The sequence below is a fragment of the Burkholderia cepacia genome (assembly GCF_029962485.1).
GTDB lineage: Bacteria > Pseudomonadota > Gammaproteobacteria > Burkholderiales > Burkholderiaceae > Burkholderia.
The window spans coordinates 2496746-2515556 of the sequence record NZ_CP073638.1 but is presented as its reverse complement, the minus strand read 5'-3'; the positions used below and the strand labels follow the sequence as shown (position 1 = coordinate 2515556).

Below are 18811 nucleotides of genomic sequence, written 5' to 3'. Positions count from 1 at the left end.
CGGCCTGCCGGCGCATCGAATCCACATCGAAGGAGACATCGTCATGACCAGCAGTAACGAAGGCGCGCTCGCAGGCGTGCGCGTGGTGGACCTGAGCCGCGTCTATGCGGGGCCGTTCTGCGCGCAAACGCTCGCGGACCACGGCGCGGACGTCATCAAGGTCGAACCGCCGCAGGGCGACGAAACGCGCGACTGGGGGCCCGCGATGCCGAACGGCCTGTCCAGCTACTACTGGGGGCTCAACCGCAACAAGCGCAATCTCGCGCTCGACCTGTCGCATCCCGACGGACGCGACGTGCTGTTCCGCCTGCTCGAAACGGCCGACGTGCTGATCGACAACTTCAAGCAGGGCACGCTCGAACGCTGGGGCATCGGCTACGACGACTGCCTGCGCGAACGCTTCCCGCGCCTCGTTCATTGTTCGATCTCCGGATACGGCACCGACGGCCCGCTCGCGCGGTTTCCGGGCTACGACGCGGTCGCGCAAGGCCTCGCCGGCTTCATGTCGATCAACGGCGAGCCGGGCGGTATGCCGCTCAAGGTGCCGTTTCCGGTCGTCGATTTCGCGGCCGGCCTGAGTGCCGTGTCGAGCATCCTGCTTGCGCTGGTCGAACGGACGCGCTCCGGCCTCGGCCAGCACGTCGACATCGACCTGTTCAGCACGGCGCTGTCGATGCTGCATCCGGTCAGCACCAGCTGGATGGCGACCGGCGAGGTGCCCGTCGCGACCGGCAACGTGTACGGCGCCATCGCGCCGTACGGCGTCTATCCGTGCAAGGACAAGCCGGTCGCGACCGGCGCCGGCAACAACCGCACGTTCGCACGGCTCGTCGACGCGCTCGGCGTGCCCGAGCTGGCGCACGATCCGCGATTCGCGACCAACGCGCAGCGCGTCGCCCATCGCGACGCGCTCGACACGCTGCTCGGCCAGCTGACCGCCGAGCTGCGTGCCGACGACGTCGTCGAACGGCTGCTGCAGGCCGGCGTCGCGACGGGACCGGTGAATACGGTCGCCGATGCATTCGGCCACCCACAGGCCGCGCGCAACGCGATGTTCGTCGACACCGACACGTACACCGGCGCAGGCATCCCCGCCAAGCTGTCGCGCACGCCCGGCTCGATACGCCGGCCGCCCCAACCGTTCGCCGCCGATACGGACGCCGTGCTCGACGCGTACGGCATCGACGCGGCGCGCCGGAACGCATTGCGGCAGGCGGGCGTGCTCCACGACACGCGCGCGGACGCCACCGGGAGCATGTCATGACCGCATCCGGCTCGTTTTCCTCGCTGACGGGCGACGACGCGCCGTCGATCCTGCGCAATGACGACGACGGCATCGCGTGGCTGACGATCCATCGCCCGCACGTCGCCAATGCACTGTCCGCCGAAGCGATCCGGCGCCTGTGCGACGAACTCGTCACGCTCGACGACGACCCGTCGATCCGCGTCATCGTGATCCGCGGCGCGGGCGAACGCGCGTTCAGCGCGGGCGTCGATCTCGGCGATCCCGAGATACGCGGGATGCAGCCGATGCGCGGGCTCGCCCGCAACGTGCACGAGCTGATCCTCGAACTGCGCAAGCCGACGATCGCGGCAATCAACGGCCACGCCATCGGCGGCGGCTGCGAAATCGCGCTCGCCTGCGACCTGCGGATCGCTGCCGATCACGCGACCTTCGCGCTGCCCGAAGCGCGGGTCGGGATGGGTGCGAACTTCGCGAGCGTGCTGCTGCCGCGCATGCTGCCGCGCGCGATCGCGATGGAGCTGCTGTTCACGGGCCGCCGCTTCGACGCGGACGAAGCGCAGCGCGCCGGCCTGCTGAACCGCGTCGTCCCCGGCGCCGCGCTCGACGACACCGTGCGCGAACTGGCGCAGACGATCGCCGCGAACGCGCCGCTCACGATCCGCCGCATCAAGGAAACCGCGATGCGCAGCCAGGGGCTGCCGGTGGCCGCCGCGCTGCGGCTGGACGTCGGCCCCGACGTCTACGCGAGCGAGGACCGGATCGAAGGCGCCCGCGCGTTTCTCGAGAAGCGCAAGCCGGTGTTCAAGGGACGCTGACCCCGGCACGGCACGGCCACACCGCGCGCACAACCGCTCCCAGAACGCGGCGCGCCACATAAAAAGACATGGAATGGAGACACCATCATGCAACAGAAAACACTCCTGATCGGCGCGTGTGTGCTGTGCGCCACGTCGGCGCACGCGTCGTCAGTCACGCTGTACGGAATCGTCGACAGCTACGTCGAATTCGATCGCATCGGCAGCCTGTCGACCCTGCGGCAAAGCGGCGGCGGATCGTCGACGAGCCGGTTCGGACTGACGGGCGTCGAGGATCTCGGCGGCGGCACATCGACGAAGTTCGTGCTGGAAAGCGGCTTCTCGCCGGCCGACGGCTCGTTCCAGGGCGGCACGCTGTTCTACCGGCAAGCCTACGTGTCGCTGCAGAACACGCGCTACGGCGATCTCCGGCTCGGCCGGCAATACACGCCCGCGTTCTACATCGTCTATGACGGCGATCCGTTCGGACTCAACGAACGGCTGTCCCCGCTCGCGCTGCTCGCGACATCGACGGACACGATCACGAGCAACACGACGCCACCGATTCCGCGCTTCAACCAGGCTGCGTCGTATCTGAGCCCCGACTGGAACGGCCTCCGCGTAATGGCCACTTACGGCTTTCCGACACCGAACGCGCTGTCCACGCAGGCCGGGCGCAACTACGGCGCCGGGCTTCAGTACCGGATCGGCGGGCTCTACCTCGGCGCCGGCTTCCAGGGCGACACGTCGGCCGGCAACCTGGCGCCCGTCGTCTCGCCGTCGACGACGCGCCACTACGTGTTCGCGGCCAACTACGCATTCGCACGCGTCAAGCTGTACGCCGCGTTTCTGTACGGCGTCGGCACGGCGTCGCACCTGCCCGCGTTCTCGACGGCGAGCGTCGGCGCGTCGATCAACGTCGGCGCGCTCGATCGCGTGCTCGTCTCGGTCGTGCGCCGCGACGTGAAAGGCTCGGCGAACGACGCGACCGCGCTCGGCGTCGGCTACGACCATCCGCTGTCGAAGCGCACGTCGCTCTATGCGCGCTATCTGTACATGAAGAACGGCGGCGACGCCCGCAACACGATCGTCGTCGGCCTGCAGCCGCAACCGGGCGGCACCGAGCAGGTGTTCGCGCTCGGCATCGTTCACCGCTTCTGACGGAGTGCCCATGACACCGACCCTTTCCACTCATCCGGCCGCCGTCGACGATCGCACGACGCAGGCGCTCTACCGCCGAATCTCGCGCCGGCTGCTGCCGTTCCTGATCCTCGGCTACACGCTGTCGTTCATCGACCGGATCAACATCGGTTTCGCACACGCGCAGATGGCCGCCGAACTGCACTTCTCCGACGCCGTCTACGGGCTCGGCGCGGGCATCTTCTTCATCGGCTACATGGCGTTCGAGATTCCGAGCAATGCGCTGCTTGCCCGAATCGGCGCACGCAAGACGATCGCCCGGATCATGGTGCTGTGGGGGCTAGGCTCGGCCGCGACGATGTTCGTCACGACGCCCGCGCAGTTCTACGCGTGCCGCTTCCTGCTCGGCGTGTTCGAGGCCGGCTTCTTCCCCGGCATCCTGTTCTATCTCGGCGCGTGGTACCCGCCGCGGCAGCGCGCGAAGGCGTTCGCGCTGTTCATGACCGCGCTGTACCTCGCGGGACTGATCGCCGGCCCCGTGTCGGGCGCCATCCTCTCGTACTTCGACGGCGCCGCCGGCCTGAGCGGCTGGCAGTGGCTGTTCGTCGTCGAAGGGCTGCCGAGCAGCGTGCTCGGCCTCGTCGCGCTGCGCTTTCTCGACGACCGGCCGGACGACGCGCGCTGGCTGTCGGACGCTGACAAGGCCGCACTGCGCGCCGCGCACAGCCACGCCGAAGCCGGCACGCCGGACGCGAACACGACACGGCCGCTGCTTGCGCACCGCGACTTCTGGCTGTTGTGCGCGGCCAATTTCGCGATCGCGGCAGCCGGCTACGCGCTCGTGTTCTGGATGCCCGTGATCCTGCATCGCGGCGGCCTGCATGGCGCGATGCAGATCGGGCTGCTATCCGCGCTGCCTTACCTGTGCGGCATCGTCGGCATGCTCGCGATGGGCTGGCGCACCGAGCGCCGGCGCGAATGGCGCGGGCACGGAGCAGTCGCGATGCTCGCGTGCGCGGCCGCGCTCGCCGGGCTGGCGAGCACCGCCGGCGCATCGCAGTTGATGATCGCGCTCTGCGTCGCGGTCGCCACGCACGCGGCGGCGTTGCCCGCGTTCTGGGTGCTGCCGGGGCTCGCGCTGCCGAAGCGCTCGATGGCGGTCGCGATCGCGGCAATCACGATGTCCGGCGCGATCGGCGGGTTCGCGAGTCCGTTCCTGATGGGCGTGCTCAACACGGCCACCGGGTCGATGCGCGGCGGGCTCTATTTCAACGCCGCGCTGCTCGTGGCCGGCGCCATCGCCTTGCTCGGCACGCTGCGCACCCGCGCGGTGTCGCTCGCGAACGCCGGCTGACGGCATCGACCTCCCTATTCTCACACGCATCGACTCCCATGAATTTCGACCTTGAACTCGAACACCGGATGATCCGCGACCTCGTCGCACGTTTCGTGCAGGACGAGCTGATTCCGCTCGAAGCAGCCGTCATGGCTCGCGAGGCCGACGGCCAACGCTTCGGGCTGCTCGACGAAGAACGCGCACACCTCGACGAGCGTTCCCGGCAGCTCGGCCTGTGGGGCCTCGACGCGCCGCTCGACGCCGGCGGCTCGGACCTGCCGGCCGTCGCGATGGTCGGCGTCAACGAAGCGATCGGCACGACTGTGACGCCGTACATCCTGCCGCCCGATTCACCGAACCTGCGGATGCTGTGCGAAGTGGCCGACGACGCGCAGCGCGCGCGCTATCTCGAACCGTACGCACGCGGGCTCACGCGTGCCGCGATGGCGATCTCCGAGCCGGGCGCCGGCTCGGATCCGGGCGCGCTGTCGACGACGGCCATGCGCGACGGTGACAGTTGGGTGCTGAACGGACGGAAGATCTGGATCAGCCACGCGCCCGAAGCCGACTGGACGATCGTGATGGCGCTCACCGATCGAAGCAAGGGCAAGCGCGGCGGCATGTCGGCGTTCATCGTCGACCGCGGCACGCCCGGCTTCGTCATCGAACGGCGGATCCCGATGATCGGCGGGCTGTCGACCTACGAAATCGTGCTGGACGACTGCCGCATTCCCGCCCCGCAATTGCTGGGCCAGGAAGGCGCCGGCTTCGCGCCGATGCAGGCACGGCTCACGAACCGGCGGCTGGAAATGGCCGCATGGTGCATCGGCCGTGCCGAGCGCGCGGTCGCGATGCTGTGCGACCATGCGAAGCAGCGCAAGACCTTCGGCGTTCCGCTCGCGGAACGCCAGGCGGTCCAGTGGTGGGTCGCCGACGCGCTCACGCAAATCCACGCATGCCGCCTGATGACCTACGAAGCGGCCACGCGCGTGGATGCCGGGCAGGATGCACGCACGCAGATCTCGATGGTCAAGGTGTTCGCCACCGAAATGGCGTCGAGCGTCATCGATCATGCGATGCAGACGCTCGGTGCGATGGGCATGACGAAGGAAATGCCGTTGCAGCAGATGGCCAGCGAAGCGCGGCTGATGCGCATCTTCGAAGGCCCGACCGAGGTGCATCGTTGGGTCGTCGCGCGCAGCGTGCTCTGACCGCGGTGCACCGCCCACCTTCACGATGGAGCTACGCGTTGGACACCCTGCATCTCGTCGATCCTGAAATCCGCCCGCTGCTCGAAACCTGGCCGACCGTCACGCTCGGCATCGACAACCTCGCACCGTCGCGCGAACGCGTGCTGCCGCTGCCGCCGCCCGACCTTGCCGGCAGCACGCTCGAGCGCCGCGCGGTGCCCGGCCCCGCCGGCGCGCCGGACGTCCCGGTCCTCGTCTACCTGCCCGACCATCACGCGCGTCCGCTCCCGGCGATCGTTCACATGCACGGCGGCGGCTTCGTGCGCGGCAAGGCGAAGGATCTCGAGGCGGTACACCGGTCTCTCGTGACGCAGCTCGGTTGCGCGCTGATCTCGATCGACTACCGGCTCGCGCCGGAAACCGTGTTTCCCGGCGCGATCGAGGATTGCTACGCGGCGCTCGCATGGGTCTTCCGCCATGCCGATACGCTCGGCATCGACGTGGCCCGCGTCGGCGTGGCAGGCGAGAGCGCGGGCGGCGGGCTCGCCGCCTCGCTGGCGCTGCTGGCCCGCGACCGTGGGCGAATATCGGCTCGCGTTCCAGCATCTGGTCTATCCGATGCTCGACGATCGCACCTGCACGCGCACGCCGCATCCGCATACCGGCGAATTCGTCTGGCACGCGGCCAACAACCGGTTCGGCTGGACCTCGTTGCCGGTCACGCGCCGGGCATCGACGGCGTGTCGCCCTACGCTGCCGCCGCACGCGCCACGCAGCTCGACGGCCTGCCGCCCACGTTCCTGTCGGTCGGCTCGCTCGACCTGTTCCTCGATGAAAATCTCGACTATGCGCAGCGCCTGCTGCGCGCGGGCGTGCCGACCGAACTGCACGTGCTGCCCGGCGGCGTGCACGGTTTCGACATCGTGCCCGGCGCACGTGTGTCCGAAACGGCGCGCCGACTGAGCCACGACGCGCTGCGCCGCTTCCTGCACGGCTGATGAAAACGACGCGGGCGGCCGAAGCCGCCCGCATCTTCATCAATACCGCCCGCAACGATCAGAACGCGTCGCCCGGCACCCGCACCCAGCCTTCCATCAGCACGCGCGCGCTACGGCTCATGATCGCCTTGGTGACGGTCCACTCGCCGCTCTCCTGCTGCTGCGCTTCCGCGCCGACGCGCAGCGTGCCCGACGGATGGCCGAAGCGCACCGCGTTGCGTTCGCCGCCGCCTGCCGCCAGATTGACGAGCGTGCCGGGGATCGCCGCGGCCGTACCGATCGCGACCGCCGCCGTGCCCATCATCGCGTGATGCAGCTTGCCCATCGACATCGCACGCACCAGGAGGTCGACGTCGCCTGCGTTCACGCGCTTGCCGCTCGACGCAACATAATCGGCCGGCTTCGCGACGAACGCGATCTTCGGCGTGTGCTGCCGCGTCGCGATTTCATCGAGCGTATCGATCAGGCCCATGCGCAGTGCGCCGTGCGCGCGGATCGTCTCGAACTTCTCGAGCGCCTTCGCATCGCCGTTGATCGCGTCCTGCAACTCGGTGCCCGTATAGCCGATCGCTTCCGCCTCGACGAAGATCGTCGGGATGCCCGCGTTGATCATCGTCGCCTTCAGCGTGCCGACGCCCGGCACCGCGAGATCGTCGACGAGGTTGCCGGTCGGGAACATCGAGCCGCCCGCGCCTTCTTCCTCGGCGGCCGGATCCATGAATTCGAGCTGCACTTCGGCGGCCGGGAACGTGACGCCGTCCAGCTCGAAATCGCCCGTCTCCTGCACCGCGCCGTTCGTGACCGGCACATGCGCGACGATCGTCTTGCCGATGTTCGCCTGCCAGATCCGCACGGTCGCGACGCCGTCGCGCGGCACGCGCGCCGGATCGACGAGCCCGCCGCTGATCGCGAACGGGCCGACGGCCGCCGACAGGTTGCCGCAGTTACCGGTCCAGTCGACGAAGGCCTTGTCGATCGCGACCTGGCCGAACAGGTAGTCGACGTCGTGGCCGGGCCGCGTGCTCTTCGACACGATCACCGTCTTGCTGGTGGACGACGTCGCGCCGCCCATCCCGTCGATCTGCTTGCCGTACGGATCGGGGCTGCCGATCACGCGCAGCAGCAGCGCGTCGCGCGCGGCGCCCGGCGCCTGTGCGGCGTCCGGCAGGTCCTGCAGCCGGAAGAACACGCCCTTGCTGGTACCGCCGCGGATATAGGTCGAGGGAATCCTGATTTGAGGAGTGTGAGCCATGTGTGCGTTATCCCTGTGTGACTCGATCAAGCCGCCTGCGACGATTCGAGGAAGTCCTGCGCGAAGCGCTGCAGCACGCCGCCCGCCTCGTAGATCGACACTTCCTCGGCCGTATCGAGCCGGCACGTCATCGGCACCTCGACGCGCTCGCCGTTCTTGCGGTGAATCACGAGCGTCAGGTCGGCGCGCGGCGTGCGCTCGCCGATCACGTCGAAGGTCTCGGAGCCGTCGATGCCGAGCGTCGTCCGGTTCGTGCCGGGCTTGAACTCGAGCGGCAGCACGCCCATCCCGATCAGGTTCGTGCGGTGGATCCGCTCGAAGCCTTCGGCGGCGATCGCCTCGACGCCCGCGAGCCGCACGCCCTTCGCGGCCCAGTCGCGCGACGAGCCCTGGCCGTAGTCGGCGCCCGCCACGACGATCAGCGGCTGCTTGCGATTCATGTACGTCTCGATCGCTTCCCACATCCGCATGACCTTGCCTTCCGGCTCGACGCGCGCGAGCGAGCCCTTCTTCACCGCGCCGTCGACGACCGCCATCTCGTTGATCAGCGTCGGGTTCGCGAAGGTCGCGCGCTGCGCGGTCAGGTGGTCTCCCCGGTGCGTCGCGTACGAGTTGAAGTCTTCTTCCGGCAAGCCCATCTTCGCGAGGTATTCACCGGCCGCGCTATCCAGCAGGATCGCGTTCGACGGCGACAGGTGGTCGGTCGTGATGTTGTCGCCGAGCACCGCGAGCGGGCGCATCCCTTGCAGCGTGCGCTCGCCGGCCAGCGCGCCTTCCCAGTACGGCGGACGGCGGATGTAGGTGCTCTGCGCGCGCCAGTCGTACAGCGGCGCCGCGCGCTCGCCCGCATCGGCGCTGCGCGCGAACATCGGCTCGTAGACCTTGCGGAACTGCTCGGGCTTCACGCTCGACGCGACGATCGCATCGATCTCCTCGTCGGTCGGCCAGATGTCCTTCAGCGTGACGGGCTTGCCGTCCTGGTCGTGACCGAGCACGTCCTTCTCGATGTCGAAGCGGATCGTGCCGGCGATCGCATAGGCGACGACGAGCGGCGGCGACGCGAGGAACGCCTGCTTCGCATACGGGTGGATCCGGCCGTCGAAGTTGCGGTTACCGGACAGCACGGCCGTCGCGTACAGGTCGCGATCGACGATTTCCTGCTGGATCTTCGGGTCGAGCGCACCCGACATCCCGTTGCAGGTCGTGCACGCGAACGCGACGATGCCGAAGCCGAGCTTCTCGAGTTCCGGCAGCAGGTTCGCTTCTTCCAGATACAGTTCGACCGCCTTCGAGCCCGGCGCGAGCGAGCTCTTCACCCACGGCTTGCGCACGAGGCCCTTCGCGTTCGCGTTGCGGGCGAGCAAGGCCGCGGCGATCACGTTGCGCGGGTTGCTGGTGTTCGTGCAGCTCGTGATCGCGGCGATGATCACCGCGCCGTCGGGCATCTCGCCCGCCTTCTCTTCCCACTGGCCAGCAATCCCGCGTGCCGCGAGATCCGACGTCGGCAGCCGCTTGTGCGGGTTCGACGGGCCGGCCATGTTGCGCACGACGCTCGACAGGTCGAACGTCAGCGTGCGCTCGTACTGCGCGTTGGCGAGCGTATCGGCCCACAGGCCCGCCGCCTTCGCATAGGTCTCGACGAGCTTCACCTGTTCGTCGCTGCGGCCGGTGAGGCGCAGGTAGTCGGTCGTCTGGCCGTCGATGAAGAACATCGCGGCCGTCGCGCCGTATTCGGGCGCCATGTTCGAGATCGTCGCGCGATCGCCGAGCGTGAGGCTCGCCGCGCCAACGCCACGGAATTCCAGATACGCGCCGACCACCTTTTCCTTGCGCAGGAACTCGGTCAGCGCGAGCACGACGTCGGTCGCGGTGATGCCGGGCTGGCGCTTGCCGGTCAGCTCGACGCCGACGATGTCGGGCAGGCGCATCCACGATGCGCGACCGAGCATCACGTTCTCGGCTTCGAGGCCGCCGACGCCGATCGCGATCACGCCGAGCGCGTCGACGTGCGGCGTGTGGCTGTCGGTGCCGACGCAGGTGTCCGGATACGCGACGCCGTCGCCGCTGACCTGGATCACCGGCGACATTTTCTCGAGGTTGATCTGGTGCATGATGCCGTTGCCCGGCGGGATCACGTCGACGTTCTCGAACGCCTTCTTCGTCCACTCGATGAAGTGGAAGCGATCCTCGTTGCGGCGATCCTCGATCGCGCGGTTCTTCGCGAACGCGTCCGGATCGAAGCCGCCGCATTCGACGGCGAGCGAGTGATCGACGATCAGCTGCACGGGCACGACCGGGTTCACCTTCGCCGGGTCGCCGCCGCCGTCGGCGATCGCGTCGCGCAGGCCCGCGAGATCGACGAGCGCCGTCTGCCCGAGGATGTCGTGGCACACCACGCGCGCCGGGAACCACGGGAAGTCGCGTTCGCGCTTGCGCTCGATGATCTGCTTCAGCGAATCGGCGAGTGTCGCCGGGTCGCAGCGGCGCACGAGGTTTTCGGCGAGCACGCGCGACGTGTACGGCAGCGTGTCGTAGGCACCGGGCGCGATCGCGTCGACCGCGGCACGCGCGTCGAAATAGTCCAGCGACGTGCCGGGCAGGGGTTTGCGGTTGGCGGTATTCATGATGTGGGGCGGGAATCTGGGTATGACGTTCCGCGCGCGCCGGCGTCCCGCATCACGGGCGCCGGTGCGCGCGGCGGACGATCAGCGCTTCTCGATCGGCACGAACTGCAGGTCTTCCGGACCGGTGTAGTTCGCGCTCGGGCGGATGATCTTGTTGTCGACGCGTTGCTCGATGATGTGCGCGCTCCAGCCCGACGTGCGCGAGATCACGAACAGCGGCGTGAACATCGCGGTCGGCACGCCCATCATGTGATACGACACCGCGCTGAACCAGTCGAGGTTCGGGAACATCTTCTTCGCGTCCCACATCACCGATTCGAGGCGCTCGGCGATGTTGAACAGCTTCACGTCACCCGCCTCCTTCGACAGCTTGTGCGCGACGCCCTTGATCACCTTGTTGCGCGGATCGGAGATCGTGTAGACCGGGTGGCCGAAGCCGATCACGACTTCCTTGTTCTCGACGCGGCGGCGGATGTCGGCTTCGGCGTCGTCCGGCGAGCTGTAGCGGCTCTGGATCTCATACGCGACTTCGTTCGCGCCGCCGTGCTTCGGCCCGCGCAGCGCGCCGATCGCGCCGGTGATCGCCGAGTAGATGTCCGAGCCCGTGCCCGCGATCACGCGGCCGGTGAACGTCGATGCGTTGAATTCGTGCTCCGCGTACAGGATCAGCGACGTGTGCATCGCCTCGACCCACGACTTCGACGGCGTCTTGCCGTGCAGCAGGTGCAGGAAGTGGCCGCCGATCGAGTCGTCGTCGGTTTCCGTTTCGATGCGCTTGCCGTTGTGCGAGAAGTGATACCAGTACAGCAGCATCGAGCCGAGCGACGCCATCAGGCGGTCGGCGATGTCGCGTGCGCCCGGCAGGTTGTGGTCGTCCTTCTCCGGCAGCACGGTGCCGAGCACCGACACGCCCGTGCGCATCACGTCCATCGGGTGCGCGGACGCCGGGATCTGCTCGAGCGCCACCTTCAGCGCGCTCGGCAGGCCGCGCAGTGCGCGCAGCTTGGTCTTGTACGCAGCCAGTTCGGTCAGGTTCGGCAGCGTGCCGTGCACGAGCAAGTGCGCGATTTCCTCGAATTCACACGATTCGGCGACGTCGAGAATGTCGTAGCCACGATAGTGCAGGTCGTTGCCGGTCTTGCCGACCGTGCACAGCGCCGTGTTGCCGGCCGTCACGCCCGACAGCGCCACCGACTTCTTCGGCTTGAATGCGCCTGCGGCGGCCGGTGCTGCTGCGTCTTTCGTCTCGCTCATGTTTCCGTTCTCCAATGTGTATCGGGGGTGTCATCGGTCGGTTGAACCGACGCCGCAGCGCCGGGCCCGACCGATGCGAAGCGTTCCGGAACCGAGTCCCGGCGCGCGGGCCGCGTTACTTCTTGCCCTGCGCAAACAGCTCGTCGAGCTTGCGTTCGTATTCGTGATAGCCGAGGAAGTCGTACAGCTCGGCGCGCGTCTGCATCGTCGGTACGGCGGCCTTCTGCGTGCCGTCGCGGCGCAGCGTTTCGTAGAAGTTCAGCGCGGCCTTGTTCATCGCGCGATACGCGCCGCAGCAGTACAGCGCGATGTCGACGTTCGCCTCGCGCAGTTCGTCGAGCGTGAACAGCGGCGTCGAGCCGAACTCGGTCAGGTTCGCGAGGATCGGCACCTTCACGGCCGCCTTGAAGCGACGGTAGTCGTCGAGCGACTTCATCGCTTCCGGGAAGATCATGTCCGCGCCGGCCTCGACATAAGCGATCGCACGCTCGATCGCGGCGTCGATCCCTTCGGCGGCGGCCGCATCGGTGCGCGCCATGATCACGAACTGGTCGTCGGTACGCGCATCGACCGCGGCCTTCACGCGATCGACCATTTCGTCGGTCGGCACGACTTCCTTGCCCGGACGGTGGCCGCAGCGCTTCTGGCCGACCTGGTCTTCCAGGTGCACGGCCGCGACGCCGGCCTTGATGAACGAGCGCACCGTGCGCGCGATGTTGAACGCGCCGCCCCAGCCCGTATCGATGTCGACCAGCAGCGGCAGGTCGGTCGCGTTGGTGATCCGGTTCGCGTCGATCAGCACGTCTTCCATCGTGCTGATGCCGAGGTCGGGGATCCCGAGCGAGTTCGCGGCGACGCCGCCACCCGACAGGTACACGGCCTTGAAGCCGACGGCCTGCGCCATCTTGGCCGCGTACGCGGTGATCGCGCCGACCACCTGCAGCGGCTGTTCCGCCGCGACTGCCGCGCGGAATTTCGCGCCGGCGCTCTGAAGATGCGTATTGCTCATGAACGGCCTCCTGATGGAATGCCCGATAACAGCAAGGACCGGGCCAGCTCGCGAAACGTCGCTAACCCACTGATTCTTAAGCAACCGGCACGAGCGATGCAGCGCCCTGTGATTTCAATTCGGCAATTTCATGTTTCAAAAATGAAATCGCACGCGCATAATCGATCGTCATGGACCTCTCCTCGACCAAGCCTGCCGGCCCGGCTGATCGCGCGGCGCGCCCGCGCATCTGGGCGATGGGCATCAGCCGCCTGCGCGAGCTCTTTCGCGAGATCGCCGGCGAATTCGACGAACGCGCCGACGTGCGCATCGTGACGCGCGCCTATGAGGATGCGCTCAGCGCGATCGCCGAGGCCGGCGCCGCGCGGCCCGACGTGATCGTCGCGGCCGGCTCGAACGGCGCCTTCCTGAAGACGCGTGCGCAGGTGCCGGTCGTGGTGGTATCGCCGACCGGCTTCGACGTGATGCAGGCGCTCGCGCGCGCCCGGCGCGACGCGTCGCGGATCGCGCTCGTCAGCGCCGGGGAAACGCCGCCCGAAGTGCGCCGCTTCGTCGCCGCGTACGGCCTCGACGTGCAGTTTGCGTCATATCAGTCCGCGCAGGAAGCGGAAGCCTGCGTGCACGACCTGCGCGATCGCGGCATCGAGACGATCGTCGGCCCCGGCCTCGTTACCGACCTCGCGGCCAGCGCCGGCATGGGCGCGGTGTTCCTGTATTCGCATGCGTCGGTACGCAAGGCCGTCGATACGGCGCTCGAAGTCGCATACGCGACGCACGCCGAGGCGTTCCGCCGCCAGCGGCTCGACAACCTGCTGCAGCACCTGCGCGACGGCGTGGTCGCGCTCGACGCGCGCGGCCGCATCGAGGCGATCAACGAGCGGCTCGCGTCGGCGCTCGGGGTCGAACCCGCGGCGGCCGTCGGCCGTGCGCTCGTCGACCTGCGGCCCGAGTTGCGTACGCTGCGCGGCGAGGACGGCGACGCGCTCGCAACCGTACGCGGCGTGCGTTACGTCGTGCATCGCGGCCCGCTCGTCGATCGCGGCGTCACCTCGGGCAGCGTGCTGACGTTCCAGGAGTCGCGCGCGGTCGAACGGCTCGATCGCGCCTTGCGTTCGCAGCCGACCACGCAGCAGTTCGCCGCGCGCTATGCGCTCGACGACGTGGTCGGCGCCTCCGCGCCGATGACGCGCGTGCGCGACCTCGTGCGCCGCTACGCGAAATCCGACGCAACCGTGCTCGTGCTCGGCGAAAGCGGCACCGGCAAGGAAATGATCGCGCAGAGCCTGCACGCGCTGTCGGTGCGGCGCAGCTACCCGTTCGTCGCGGTCAACTGCGGCGCGTTTCCGGAAGCGCTGCTCGAAAGCGAGCTGTTCGGTTATGAGGAAGGCGCGTTCACCGGCGCGCGGCGCGGCGGCAAGACCGGCCTGTTCGAAGCCGCGCATCGCGGCACGCTGTTTCTCGACGAGATCGGCGAGATGCCGCCGTCGCTCCAGAGCCGGCTGCTGCGCGTGCTGCAGGAGCGCGAGGTGATCCGCCTCGGCTCGACCGAGCCGATCCGCATCGACGTGCGCGTGATCGCCGCGACACACCGTCCGCTGCTCGCGGCCGTCGAGGCCGGCACGTTCCGCGCGGATCTCTATTACCGGCTCAACATCCTGAACGTCGGCCTGCCGCCGCTGCGCGAGCGCGCGGCCGACATCCCCGCGCTCGCCGCGACGCTGCTCGTGCAAGCCGCGCGCCGCGAATCGCGACTCGCGGAACGCCTGCGCGATGCCGGCGATGCCGCGCGCGTACTCGAGGCAACCCGTGCGACGCTCGCGCGCTACCGGTGGCCCGGCAACGTGCGCGAACTGCAGAACGTGATCGAGCGGATCGCGGTGGAACTCGCCGAAGAAGCCGATGAAAACGATCCCGCGGCTGCGTGCGGCGCGCTCGATCCCGACGCGCTGCAGGCAATCGCGCCCGAACTGTTCGCCGCGCCGCCCGACACGGCCGACACCGACGACGCGCAGACACTGCACGCACGCCGCCGTCGCGCGGAAGCCGACGAGATCCGCGCGGTGCTCGACGCGTGCGGCGGCGACCGCGACCGCGCATGCGCGATGCTCGGCATCAGCAAGACGACGCTGTGGCGGAAGCTGTCGGCGAAATAGGTCCGGCGCGCGGCCGGCCCGTCAGTCGGCCTTGTGATAGTGGCGGTACGCCTTCGCGCGATTGCCGCACGACGACATCGAACACCAGCGGCGACTGCCGTTCTTGCTGTCGTCGATGAACAGCCACTGGCACGCATCGTTCGCGCAGCGCTTGACCTTCGCGAGCCGCGCGCCGCCGAGCAGGTCGATCGTCGACCACAGCACCGGGCTCAGCAGCCCCGCGAGCGTGGCGCCTGACGCATCGATCCGCCACGCATAGCCGCCGTCGATGCGCGCCAGCGCGACACGCGGCGACGCCTCCGCCAGAAAGCCGCTCAGCAGCGCGAGATCGTCGGCGTGCGGCTCGCGTTGCTCGGCCTGCGCATGAAAAAGCCGATACAGCGCCTCGCGCAACGCGAGCGCCCGCGCCAGCATCGCCGGCTCGCCTTCCTTCACGCCACCTGCACGACATGCTTCCGCCAGGCCGGCCGGCACGCCTGCGTGCTCGCGGCACCACGCCAGCAGGTCGTCCATCGTGCCGAAGGTTTCCGTCGGCGGATCGCTGCCGCGCCAGTACAGCGTGTTCATGAAATCGATGCCCAGCGTTTCGGGCGGCGCCGGAATCAGGCAGTCCATCGTGACGGAAGGTTGCGTTTTGCTCATGACGCGATCGTATCTAACCATCATGCCGGTTGACAAGCTTCCGGACGCTTTCTAACATAACCAGCATGGTGGTTAAAACCAGGTTCACGGCACTGCGCCCTTTCAGTTCAAGGAGACACAGATGATCGATCGCCTTTCCTTCGAAGTTATCCACAACGACCGCAGCCGCGCGTTCCACGACAGCACGCTCGGCGTGCTGCGCTACAAGCGGCTGGCATGGTGCTTGTAGGCAGGTTTGCCGTACTGACGTCCCACTTCAGTCCAAGGAGCCATAGATGATCGATCACCTTTCGTTCGGCGTTGCCCACATCGGCCGCAGCCGCACCTTCTACGACAATGCGCTCGGCGCACTCGGCTATAAGCGGCTGTACAGCGACGATGGCTCCATCGGGTACGGCACGACCGAGCCGGAACTGTGGTTGCAGCACGCGGCGCGCCCCATCGCCGCCGATCCCGATTCGGGGTTGCACCTGTCGTTCAAGGCGGCTTCGCCGGTCGAGGTCGACGCGTTCTACCGTGCGGCGCTGGAGCATGGCGGCCAGGACAATGGCGGGCCCGGCAAGCGCGAACACTACGGCCCCGGCTATTACGCGGCGTTCGTCGTCGATCCCGACGGATATCGGCTGGAAGCGCATTGCGAGCTCGACAACATCGTGTGATGCCGCGCCGCGTACAAATGCCAAGGGCCCGGTTCCGCGCGGTGCGGAATCGGGCCCTTGGTTTTAGTACTTGGCGACCGGTTACTGCGCGCCGCGCGTGTGCTGCAACTGCTCGCCGAGCCCTTCGATCCCGAGGCGCACCATCTGGCCGGCCTTCAGGAACACCGGTGACGGCTTGATACCCATGCCGACGCCCGGCGGCGTGCCGGTCGTGATTACGTCGCCCGGCTGCAGCGTCATGCAGGTCGACAGATAGGCGATCAACTGCGCGACGGTGAACACCATCGTGCGCGTGTTGCCGTTCTGATAACGGTGACCGTCGATCTCGAGCCACAGGTCGAGACGCTGCGGATCGGGCACTTCGTCGCGCGTGACGAGCCACGGGCCGATCGGGCCGAACGTGTCGAAACCCTTGCCCTTGTCCCACTGGCCACCGCGCTCGATCTGCCATTCGCGCTCGGACACGTCGTTGACGACGCAATAGCCCGCGACGTAATCGAGCGCGTTCGCTTCGGCGACGTCCTTGCACTTGGCGCCGATCACGACGCCCAGTTCGACTTCCCAGTCGGTCTTGACCGAACCCTTCGGGATGTCGATGCCGTCGTTCGGGCCGCAGATCGAACTCGTCCACTTGCCGAACACGACCGGCTCCTTCGGCACCGGCATGCCGGCTTCGGCCGCGTGATCGGCATAGTTCAGGCCGATGCCGATGAACTTGCCGACGTGCCCGACGCACGCGCCGATGCGCGGCTCGCCGGATACGAGCGGCAGCGTGGCCGGATCAATCGCGCGCAGTCGCGCGAGACCCGCGTCGGACAGCACATCGCCGGCAAGATCCGGCACGTGCGCGGACAGGTCGCGAATCCGGCCGTCCGCGTCGAGAATACCGGGCTTTTCCTGGCCGGACGGGCCATAGCGAAGCAGTTTCATCGTGCTCAACCTCTGTTGTCGAATGGGACAGGATACCGGCCGACGCGACCTTTTGCGGCCGCGCGCCGGACTGATTGTCGATCGTCGATTGCGCGCGTCGATACCGCATCCGGCGGGCGGTTCGACGCGCGAGGGTCGCGCGGGCGCAGCGATCGCGGCGCCGCACGAACAGTACGGCGCGCATCGAACGGGCGGCCGCCGGTCTGCGCATCGGCGACGACGGCCCGGCACCCGCGACGCGTGCCGGCCCATGCCGGCCGGCTTCACGCGCGGCCGTGCCGTCGTTGGCCCGCCAGCCTTTGTACCACCGGCCGTGCGCCGTGAAATGACACGCGACGGATACCGACTATTGGTGCGCCTGCAGACGCTGCGGCGCAGCATTGGATGCGCATGCATGGACCGACCGGTCGGGACGGCCGGCATCGCCTGCCATCAGACCATGAATACTGGATATTCGGGGTGCCCCTGTCATCGGGAACGTTTGCCAATCCGTTCTTATCCGGTAACGATCGGTAAAAAGACGCTGCATTGCACACTGTATGTTTATTGCTAAGCTCGCACGAATGGCTTTCATCGCCATACGCGGGCCCGCCCTATGCGCGTGCAGAGCCAGCCAGCGTGCGTCGCCAGCCGATCGACGGTAATCCCCAACCTCACACCGACAATGCAGACAACCAACGACCCGCTTCCCGGCTGCGACGCTCGGGAATCGATGGCCGCTATCGACCGGTATCGCGCCCCCGCGCTCGACAAGGGACTCGACATTCTCGAGCTCCTGTCCGAGCAGAAAGAAGGACTCACCCGCACTGAAATCACGAAGGAACTCGGCCGCAACGCGAGCGAGATCTACCGGATGCTCGAACGCCTCGTCGCACGCCGCTACGTGATGCGCTCGACCGGCGGCGATCGCTACATGCTCAGCCTCAAGCTGTTCGCGCTCGCGCACCGGCATCCACCGATGAACCGGCTGATTGCCGAAGCGCTGCCGCCGATGCAGCGCTTCGCCGATGCGGCCGAACAGTCGTGCCACCTGTCCGTCTACGATCGCGGCAACCTGCTCGTGATCGCTCAGGTCGACGGCCCCGGCTCATGGGGCGTGTCGGTCCGGCTCGGCTCGCGCGTCGGGCTCGCCGATACGGCGTCGGGACGCGTGATGCTGTCGTTCCAGGGCCCCGAGCAGCGCGCGCACATGCTGACCGAGCATCGCAAGGTCAAGGGCGAGGCGCCGCTGAACGAGCAGGAACTCGCGTATGCGTGCCAGTCCATCCGGCAGGATGGCTACCTGCGCCAGGACAGCCGCCAGGCCTATGGCGTGACCGACCTGACCGCGCCGATCCTCGGGCCGTCCGGCCATGCGATCGCGGTGCTGACCTGCCCGTTCATGCGCCGGATCGACGCGCACACGGCCCCGTCCGTCGACCACGTCGTCGAAGGGCTGCGTGACACGGCCGCCGATCTGTCGATGGGCCGCACCGAGATCTGCTGACCGGCAGATTCCTCCACGAAGCACACCGGGGGCGGCGCAGCGCCGCCGCCCCCGGTTGCCCGCGATGCTCGTGCGATGCCCGCGCGGTACGCATATGC

The 18811-nt window shown here is 68.1% G+C and carries 15 protein-coding genes; 9 read left to right on the top strand and 6 right to left on the bottom strand.

Translation table 11 applies throughout. From position 1 onward, the window contains the following. Positions 1–43 precede the first annotated feature (43 nt). The 6 genes from KEC55_RS27745 (at position 44) to KEC55_RS27720 (ending at position 6704) form a co-directional block, all read left to right on the top strand. Positions 44–1264, top strand: a complete 1221-nt coding sequence (locus tag KEC55_RS27745) for a CaiB/BaiF CoA transferase family protein (RefSeq protein WP_282508299.1) — start codon at positions 44–46, stop codon at positions 1262–1264. After that, complete coding sequence (locus KEC55_RS27740; protein WP_282508298.1) at positions 1261–2061, top strand: enoyl-CoA hydratase/isomerase family protein; 801 nt, start codon at positions 1261–1263, stop codon at positions 2059–2061. Before KEC55_RS27745 ends, KEC55_RS27740 begins: the two co-directional genes overlap by 4 nt. Before the next feature lie 87 nt (positions 2062–2148). After that, positions 2149–3201, top strand: coding sequence for a porin (locus tag KEC55_RS27735; protein WP_282508297.1), 1053 nt, complete (start codon positions 2149–2151; stop codon positions 3199–3201). A 10-nt stretch (positions 3202–3211) separates the two neighbouring features. Then, positions 3212–4534 (top strand): MFS transporter, encoded by a 1323-nt coding sequence (locus tag KEC55_RS27730; protein WP_282508296.1) that lies wholly within the window; start codon positions 3212–3214, stop codon positions 4532–4534. A 38-nt stretch (positions 4535–4572) separates the two neighbouring features. Beyond that, entirely contained in the window at positions 4573–5727 is a 1155-nt protein-coding gene (locus tag KEC55_RS27725) for an acyl-CoA dehydrogenase family protein (RefSeq protein ID WP_282508295.1), read from the top strand. A 38-nt stretch (positions 5728–5765) separates the two neighbouring features. Next, positions 5766–6704, top strand: a complete 939-nt coding sequence (locus KEC55_RS27720; protein ID WP_282508294.1) for an alpha/beta hydrolase — start codon at positions 5766–5768, stop codon at positions 6702–6704. A gap of 58 nt (positions 6705–6762) precedes the next feature. On the opposite strand, the gene prpF is transcribed toward KEC55_RS27720, so the two are convergent. The 4 genes from prpF to prpB form a co-directional block, all read right to left on the bottom strand. Further along, complete coding sequence (gene prpF / locus KEC55_RS27715) at positions 6763–7956, bottom strand: 2-methylaconitate cis-trans isomerase PrpF (protein ID WP_282508293.1); 1194 nt, start codon at positions 7954–7956, stop codon at positions 6763–6765. A 26-nt stretch (positions 7957–7982) separates the two neighbouring features. Continuing rightward, positions 7983–10580 (bottom strand): Fe/S-dependent 2-methylisocitrate dehydratase AcnD, encoded by a 2598-nt coding sequence (acnD, locus tag KEC55_RS27710; protein ID WP_282508292.1) that lies wholly within the window; start codon positions 10578–10580, stop codon positions 7983–7985. 81 nt (positions 10581–10661) lie between these two features. Further along, entirely contained in the window at positions 10662–11834 is a 1173-nt protein-coding gene (gene prpC / locus KEC55_RS27705; RefSeq protein WP_166956119.1) for a bifunctional 2-methylcitrate synthase/citrate synthase, read from the bottom strand. 115 nt (positions 11835–11949) lie between these two features. After that, entirely contained in the window at positions 11950–12843 is an 894-nt protein-coding gene (gene prpB, locus KEC55_RS27700) for a methylisocitrate lyase (RefSeq protein WP_166956116.1), read from the bottom strand. A 170-nt stretch (positions 12844–13013) separates the two neighbouring features. Between prpB and prpR the strand changes: the two genes are divergently transcribed. Then, on the top strand, positions 13014–14996 hold the full coding sequence (gene prpR / locus KEC55_RS27695; protein WP_282508291.1) for a propionate catabolism operon regulatory protein PrpR: 1983 nt from the start codon (positions 13014–13016) through the stop codon (positions 14994–14996). Between the two features lie 21 nt (positions 14997–15017). Here the strand turns inward: prpR and KEC55_RS27690 are convergent, their stop codons facing one another. After that, positions 15018–15662, bottom strand: a complete 645-nt coding sequence (locus tag KEC55_RS27690; protein ID WP_282508290.1) for a CGNR zinc finger domain-containing protein — start codon at positions 15660–15662, stop codon at positions 15018–15020. A gap of 251 nt (positions 15663–15913) precedes the next feature. Between KEC55_RS27690 and KEC55_RS27685 the strand changes: the two genes are divergently transcribed. Continuing rightward, positions 15914–16297 carry a VOC family protein gene (locus KEC55_RS27685; RefSeq protein ID WP_282508289.1) on the top strand — a complete coding sequence of 128 codons (384 nt, stop codon included), beginning with the start codon at positions 15914–15916 and terminating at the stop codon, positions 16295–16297. Between the two features lie 81 nt (positions 16298–16378). On the opposite strand, the gene KEC55_RS27680 is transcribed toward KEC55_RS27685, so the two are convergent. Beyond that, positions 16379–17227 (bottom strand): ureidoglycolate lyase, encoded by an 849-nt coding sequence (locus tag KEC55_RS27680; protein WP_282508288.1) that lies wholly within the window; start codon positions 17225–17227, stop codon positions 16379–16381. 664 nt (positions 17228–17891) lie between these two features. Here KEC55_RS27680 and KEC55_RS27675 point away from each other — a divergent pair. Beyond that, positions 17892–18713: an IclR family transcriptional regulator gene (locus KEC55_RS27675; RefSeq protein WP_282508287.1), complete on the top strand. Its 822-nt coding sequence runs from the start codon at positions 17892–17894 to the stop codon at positions 18711–18713. Positions 18714–18811: the final 98 nt, after the last annotated feature.

Bases quoted from the DNA above. Each gene is read 5' to 3' on its own strand.
- KEC55_RS27745 (WP_282508299.1), top strand. From the start codon at position 44: ATGACCAGCAGTAACGAAGGCGCGCTCGCAGGCGTGCGCGTGGTGGAC.
- KEC55_RS27680 (WP_282508288.1), bottom strand. From the start codon at position 17,227: ATGAAACTGCTTCGCTATGGCCCGTCCGGCCAGGAAAAGCCCGGTATT.
- prpF (WP_282508293.1), bottom strand. From the start codon at position 7,956: ATGGCTCACACTCCTCAAATCAGGATTCCCTCGACCTATATCCGCGGC.
- prpB (WP_166956116.1), bottom strand. From the start codon at position 12,843: ATGAGCAATACGCATCTTCAGAGCGCCGGCGCGAAATTCCGCGCGGCA.
- KEC55_RS27690 (WP_282508290.1), bottom strand. From the start codon at position 15,662: ATGATGGTTAGATACGATCGCGTCATGAGCAAAACGCAACCTTCCGTC.
- KEC55_RS27725 (WP_282508295.1), top strand. From the start codon at position 4,573: ATGAATTTCGACCTTGAACTCGAACACCGGATGATCCGCGACCTCGTC.
- acnD (WP_282508292.1), bottom strand. From the start codon at position 10,580: ATGAATACCGCCAACCGCAAACCCCTGCCCGGCACGTCGCTGGACTAT.
- KEC55_RS27675 (WP_282508287.1), top strand. From the start codon at position 17,892: ATGCAGACAACCAACGACCCGCTTCCCGGCTGCGACGCTCGGGAATCG.
- KEC55_RS27740 (WP_282508298.1), top strand. From the start codon at position 1,261: ATGACCGCATCCGGCTCGTTTTCCTCGCTGACGGGCGACGACGCGCCG.
- KEC55_RS27735 (WP_282508297.1), top strand. From the start codon at position 2,149: ATGCAACAGAAAACACTCCTGATCGGCGCGTGTGTGCTGTGCGCCACG.
- prpC (WP_166956119.1), bottom strand. From the start codon at position 11,834: ATGAGCGAGACGAAAGACGCAGCAGCACCGGCCGCCGCAGGCGCATTC.
- prpR (WP_282508291.1), top strand. From the start codon at position 13,014: ATGGACCTCTCCTCGACCAAGCCTGCCGGCCCGGCTGATCGCGCGGCG.
- KEC55_RS27685 (WP_282508289.1), top strand. From the start codon at position 15,914: ATGATCGATCACCTTTCGTTCGGCGTTGCCCACATCGGCCGCAGCCGC.
- KEC55_RS27730 (WP_282508296.1), top strand. From the start codon at position 3,212: ATGACACCGACCCTTTCCACTCATCCGGCCGCCGTCGACGATCGCACG.